We start from the raw sequence: 6000 nt of genomic DNA, 5'->3' as shown, positions 1-6000 counted from the left end.
CTCTGGAGTTATCTAAATTAGGCTCAATACTTGGTAGTTTTCTACGGGTGTTTGGTTTAAGTATTGCCGCAAGGATAGATAATTGTAAGGTGTGTCGCGGAACTAAGAATCCCCGCACTTATAGGGCGGGGAGTGTCAATTATACCAAATCCGACGACAGGAACCCCCTTTATCCCTTAGCCGATGAAAGCCTGTTGCCTATTGCCTGTTGCCTTGTCTCTACTCATGCACTCGTGGAATCCCTATCCACCTCAATTCGCTGTTCTCGACAAGTCCGCAGGTAAGTAGCATTCAAATCCACAGGCAAGCAAAGTTCACCTCGCAACCACAACGGCATTACAGGTAAGGGACTTGCCACTGCCAAGGCTTCTTGCCAAATGTCCAAACTCACCTGTCCCTGACGCTCCACAACTCGATAAGCGGCGGCGTACAGTTGGGCATTTAGAGGCAACGTTGTGAGGGTTAACTGATCCAATAACGCCTCATGTAAATTTGCATTTCGTCCCGTCACCACATCCACCACGACTAACCCTATCCCTTGCTGTAAATAGGTCTGACACTTAGCGACAAAAGCCTTACGATTCCCTAGTCGATCTTTATTGCTCGGACTCACCAACTCGATGGCTGCCATCAAGGTTGGACCGGCTTCACTACTGAAAATACTCACCTCCACCGCCTCAGTTGTCAGAGAAAAAGGAACCGTTTGCGCGGGTGGCGGAGAAATCCATTGTTGTTGAGAGGAGGTTGGCAGTTGAACCACATTGTCCGATACCAGAGTGGTGGATAACGATAGTTCTTCAAAGGCTGCCACATCAATTTCAATCCCAAATTGAACATTCGGTTCAGCGAAATATCCTTCTGGCAATTGACGGTTTAAATCTGAGGCGATATAAGTTGCCCAGGCATTGTGGAAAGCGTGCCAGTGACGACGAGTACTTAATGGTGGATGAAAGTGATCCAGCAACCCCATAATTATTTGGCTCCTGATTCCAAGATGATCGGCAATGTGGATAATAGACCAAATCCTTCTTTAGCTACCCCCGTTATAACCTAGTCCTTTATTTAACCGAAACAAAAGAAACTGCGTTACCTGTGCTTCATTAAAGTTATCATCACTAACCAATACCAAACTCCGACTCCCATCTGGCAACCGTGAACCCAAGGTCATCCCTTCCAGATTATCTACATAAATTCCCAAGGTACTCAAATCCAGCAGCAATTTTTTCTTCACCGGATCAAGGCGCGAAATATCCCCCTTGAGACTGGCAATATTAGAGGTATCCGTCGCCCCACCCAGCGTTAGTTGATAAATTTGGGCGCTGAGTCCCAACAACCCATAACTCCGTTCTAAACTGAGAAAGTGACCTTCTGTATCTAATGCCACTAATTCCGATAACCCATAATCAATCGTCCCTTTCGGGGCGGGAGCCAGTGGATACAAATGTTCCGCTACCAGCAGGGGTGGGGCAATGTCGCTAATTAAATAATGCAGTAGCCGAATTCGGGGAACGTCATCTGAATCTGGGGGTAAACTATCTTGAATTAAGGCGGATTCAGTGGCTGTAAATAGGCGAAAGGGATCGCCACTGGCTGCCGCTAACGTAACCGGCTCTAAGGTTAAGGCTTCAAAGCCTAAGTTTTCTTGTACGCCACGGGGAAGTTGTTCCTCTTGCGTATTATTATTTGGGAGAAAACGATCAGGAATTCGCAAGCGTTGTAACGGTTGTCCCGTTTGGCGGTCAAACTCTTGAATAACGGGTTCAATTCCCCGACTGGGAACCCCTTCAGTTGAAATAAATACGCCCCCTTTACCCGACAGGGCGATTCCTTCGGGGTCAATGGTTCCTGGGGGATAGGATTTGCCGTTTTCGTCTTTAAGGATGGTTACATCCTCCACGGTGACGGATTCAATGCTAATCTCTCCTGCCGAGTCGCGGTTAATATTCAGCGCCAGGGTGTAAAATCGGGCGGGCGCGAGATTTGACCGATCATCAGACAGTGCCAAAAAACGATCGCGCTCACGATCATAGGATAGAGCGGATAAGCCGCCAACGGGAGTCTCCTCAAACATCATCGGTTTGGCAAGTTGGTATTCCCCTAAAAAGTCTAAGGATAAATCCAGAAACGTCCGCTGTTCGGCGGTTCTGGCGGTTGAGGGACTACAGCTAGTCGTCAACAGAGTCAATAGCGCGATCGCAACGACTAAGAGTCGAGATAATAAAGGGCGAAGGAGCTTGATTTTTAGGAAATTTTGTGTTAAATGCTCAATCATAAGAAATGTCAAAAGTCTTAGGGTAGGGGCTTGCTTGAGCCATCTTGCCCGTTTAGATGGGCAAATTAAATACACAGCCGTTTGAAACTCTAAATTGATTTTAAGCGTCAATGGTCATTACATTAGCAGATAAAGTCAACTAGCCTACCCATAGCTTGACTATGGACAAGGTATCTAGCCGTGAAAGATTGATGATATTTATCAGAAATCGAGATTTAATCCCTGAACTAAAGTTCTCCTCTTAAAGCTAAAACCGTGTTGCATCTTATACAGATTAAAGTAATGAGAAAAGTTCAACTACTCTTTTGCATAGCAACGCTCTGGGTAGGGTTAAGTGGTGGAACATTAGCCCAACCCGCCGAAACAAATCCACCCAATCCTCTAGAACTAGATACCACCGCCGATCCCCTGCTTCCCAATCCTCCCGTAGAACGCCCCTTAAGCCCCTTAGAACGCCGCAGACTGGGTGAAGCCCTAGATCAACTGAATAATCAAGCCGCCGCCGAACTGAGGGCGGGAAATCTAGAAGAGGCGTTTGATATCTGGTATCGAGAAATTCGTTTACGGCGAGTCCTTGGGGGACGATTAGAAGAAGTCAAAACTCTAGGGCGTGTGGGCGAAATTGCCTGGAGTAGGAATGGGAAATCCCAGGTACAGTTGATTACCAAACGCTTAGAAACTATTCAGCAAAACGCTGAGGAAGAAGGAGACTTAGATCCAGAACTTTTAGGCGCATTAGGTCAAGCCTATCAACAGATACGAGTGCCCAGAAAAGCCTTGGCTATCTATGAGCAAATTTTAGCCGATGCTCGTCAACAAGGTGATCGGCAAACTCAAGCCGAAATCTTAGAAACAATCGCCCAACTCCACTTGGCTTGGTTTGACTATCCCCAAGCCGCTGTCATTTATGAAGAATTACTAGCAATAGCCCAAGCAAGGCGCGATCGCGTGGCGGAGGTTAACTATCTACAAGAACTGATCAACATTTATAAGCAATCCCAGAAACCCGAAAACGCCCTGCGGATCAAGGAAAGGTTAGTAGACAATTACCTCAACCAAGAAAACTATACTCAAATCCCCGCCCTGAAAGTTGCCATTGGTGCTGATTACGAAGCCCTGAATCAACCCGAACAAGCCTCTCGAAGCTACCAAGAAGCTTATGCACTCGCTTGGTCATCGCAACAGTTTGCTTATGCCAGTGATGCACTCGAAAAATTAGCCCAACTCTATTTATCTTACGACCAACCCGACTATGCCCTCAAGGTTTACGAAACCTTGATTATTGTGGAGCAACAGTCCTACAATTACTATGGATTGATGCAGGCTTATGATCAAATGGGTCAGATTTATCTCGCCCAAAACAACTATGATCAAGCCTTAGGCGCTTTTCAAAATGGTCTAGTCTTAGCCCAGTCGTTGCAGTATCAAGAAACCTATTTTGCTCGTCAAATCGAGAAAGTTAATCAGGAGGAAACAAGTAATAAGTAATCATTAAAATTTGTGGATAAAGTGGGGTTGGCGAGGGCAGTTGTTTTTATTTTATGTTGCCTTTTCCCCTTAATTAAGCTAATCTATCACTTCATCCGGACAGGTTGAGTTGACATCAGAGTAAAAAATGTTAGTCGTCAAACCCGTCCCGACAGAATGAAAAATAAAAACTTTCTCACTTTCTTGGGGCGGGTTTAATAAGATTAGAACAAAAAAAAAGGATAATCCTTAAACCCGTTCCTACACAATCCAACCTCACAACTATTTTGATTTATGTCTACCAAATGTATCCTGGTCATTGATGATGAACCCAACCTTTGCTTAGTAATCCAAGCTTGCCTCGAAACGATTGGCAATTGGCAAGTGATCACGGCTGAATCTGGGAAGAAGGGACTACACTTAGCCCAAACTGAACAACCTGATGCGATTCTCTTGGACGTGATGATGCCGGATATGGATGGGTTGACCCTATTTAAAGAGTTGCAAAATTCTCCCAGCACTCAAAAAATCCCTGTAATTTTACTCACGGCAAAAGTATTTAACAACGAAATAAGTCAATTTAATCAGTTAGGTATTGCTGGAGTTATTGCTAAACCCTTTGATCCAATGACGTTAACTAAGGAGGTGACTAAAGTTTTAGATTGGTCATAATGTATTGGGTGCATCTCCTTTTGGCAGTAATCCCCGACACCCGATGTTAGAAAAAACCGGCTGATTCGTAGAGACGTCTGAGAACAGCCATAATCCGATCGCCATACTGCAAGTCAGCTGACCAACGTCCGCTCAACTGTTGGACAAGCGGCGCAATCCCACGAGTGACAAAGCGAAACCGGGGACTGACTACTTCTTGTACCAAAGGTTCTAAACTAGCGTAAGCTTTTAATTGTTGAATATGGGCGCGAACTCCTAATCTGGCGCTGGGGAATGTCGCCCCCTCCGGATCACCACCGACTGATCCTAAGCCGCCAAAGTTATTTTGACTAGGTTTCAAATCGCCACCAAAACGGAGGAAGTTCGTTTCCACCATGGCTTGAGCAAAAGCAATATCATAATTAACCCCTTCAATGGCGGCTTCTTCTCGGTAAAGCTTGGGTAAGTCCGGAAACTGAGCGAGGGCGTCTTCATTATTGGCTTTGAGGAACATCATTAACTGCACCTCTGATGTATTGCCATGTGCCATAATTCGGTCAATTTGACCCGGACAAATTTGTAAAATTGAGCGCAAAATTACCGTGCGTGTTGCCGCATCCCAACCGACGGCAATATTATAATCTCGCAATTCAATCGCTTTAACGTAAACCACTCCCCGATATTGGAGACGGCGAATACCTGGAATGGTGGTTAAATCGACACCCAAGCGGTCGGCTAAGTCAATGGGAATATAGGCATTGTTATTAACAATAATGCCTTGCTCTCCATAAGTTTGATTATTAATAGTGATATTAATGGGGGGATAGGTAACATCCGTTCCATTTCCCGGTTCCGTTCCCGAAACCGCCCGACTCCACGCCGCTAGTCCGTCAGCAATCCCTAACGCCATCTCGCGGCGGCGATTTTGAATAATAAAGCGATCCTCTGGATTGGTGAGATAGCCAACCTCCATTAACAGTGAGGGGAGAAAAGTATCGCGGGTAAAGGACAGAAAACCCATCCCTGTCGCCGTATCCGGCTTCGCCCCTCGGTTCGGCAATTGGGGAAGGCGTCGCAGTAGTGCGAGTAGGATCAGTTCAGCATGATTTTTGCGTTCGGTGTTATTGGCGATGTAGTAAGCCGTAGCCCCTCGGACACTGGGATTGGGGGAAGAACCAGCATGAATTTCCTGCGCCACATCCCCAGGACGATAACGAGCATTAATCCATTGGATCGATTCGGCTGAACTCAAGTCATCCGGGACAGAGAGAACCTCAAAGCCACGCGATCGCAACTCTGGGACAATCTGATCCCGCAGCAGAATCATCTGTTGAGCTTCCGTTGTACCGCCTGCGATCGCGCCTAAATCGCGCCCCCCTTGTTCAATTCCTCCGTGTCCGGCAGAAATAAAGATTCGTCCCATTAGTTACTTGTCCTCAGCACTGATTATTCGCACTCACCGCCACTAATCCAGAATAAGGATTTCGGGGTCTTTCGGCTAGTGCTTAACCGTATCAGTTTTGCCTCACCTCCATCCAGAGAGGGAAATGGGATAGAAACGTAGCACACCATCTCTAGAAGCCGGAGATAGTGTTACCATCTTTCATAAT

5 protein-coding genes are annotated in these 6000 nt (G+C 46.2%); 2 read left to right on the top strand and 3 right to left on the bottom strand.

What is annotated here, in order from left to right:
• Window positions 1-223: 223 nt before the first annotated feature.
• Both RIM23_RS15535 and RIM23_RS15530 read right to left on the bottom strand, forming a co-directional pair.
• On the bottom strand, window positions 224-970 hold the full coding sequence (locus RIM23_RS15535; RefSeq protein WP_446368110.1) for a DUF4058 family protein: 747 nt from the start codon (window positions 968-970) through the stop codon (window positions 224-226).
• 60 nt (window positions 971-1030) lie between these two features.
• Entirely contained in the window at window positions 1031-2383 is a 1353-nt protein-coding gene (locus tag RIM23_RS15530; RefSeq protein ID WP_446368109.1) for an esterase-like activity of phytase family protein, read from the bottom strand.
• A gap of 171 nt (window positions 2384-2554) precedes the next feature.
• On the opposite strand from RIM23_RS15530, the gene RIM23_RS15525 reads away from it, so the two are divergent.
• Window positions 2555-3760: a tetratricopeptide repeat protein gene (locus tag RIM23_RS15525; protein WP_446368108.1), complete on the top strand. Its 1206-nt coding sequence runs from the start codon at window positions 2555-2557 to the stop codon at window positions 3758-3760.
• A 273-nt stretch (window positions 3761-4033) separates the two neighbouring features.
• Entirely contained in the window at window positions 4034-4411 is a 378-nt protein-coding gene (locus tag RIM23_RS15520; protein WP_446368107.1) for a response regulator, read from the top strand.
• A gap of 46 nt (window positions 4412-4457) precedes the next feature.
• Here the strand turns inward: RIM23_RS15520 and tftA are convergent, their stop codons facing one another.
• Complete coding sequence (gene tftA, locus RIM23_RS15515; RefSeq protein ID WP_446368106.1) at window positions 4458-5813, bottom strand: hormogonium tapered terminus morphoprotein TftA; 1356 nt, start codon at window positions 5811-5813, stop codon at window positions 4458-4460.
• Window positions 5814-6000: the final 187 nt, after the last annotated feature.

It is taken from the genome of Coleofasciculus sp. G3-WIS-01, from assembly GCF_040223135.1.
Taxonomy (GTDB): Bacteria; Cyanobacteriota; Cyanobacteriia; order Cyanobacteriales; family Coleofasciculaceae; genus Coleofasciculus.
This window is presented reverse-complemented; position numbering and strand designations above follow the sequence as displayed.

Bases quoted from the DNA above. Each gene is read 5' to 3' on its own strand.
- RIM23_RS15525 (WP_446368108.1), top strand. From the start codon at position 2,555: ATGAGAAAAGTTCAACTACTCTTTTGCATAGCAACGCTCTGGGTAGGG.
- RIM23_RS15535 (WP_446368110.1), bottom strand. From the start codon at position 970: ATGGGGTTGCTGGATCACTTTCATCCACCATTAAGTACTCGTCGTCAC.
- tftA (WP_446368106.1), bottom strand. From the start codon at position 5,813: ATGGGACGAATCTTTATTTCTGCCGGACACGGAGGAATTGAACAAGGG.
- RIM23_RS15520 (WP_446368107.1), top strand. From the start codon at position 4,034: ATGTCTACCAAATGTATCCTGGTCATTGATGATGAACCCAACCTTTGC.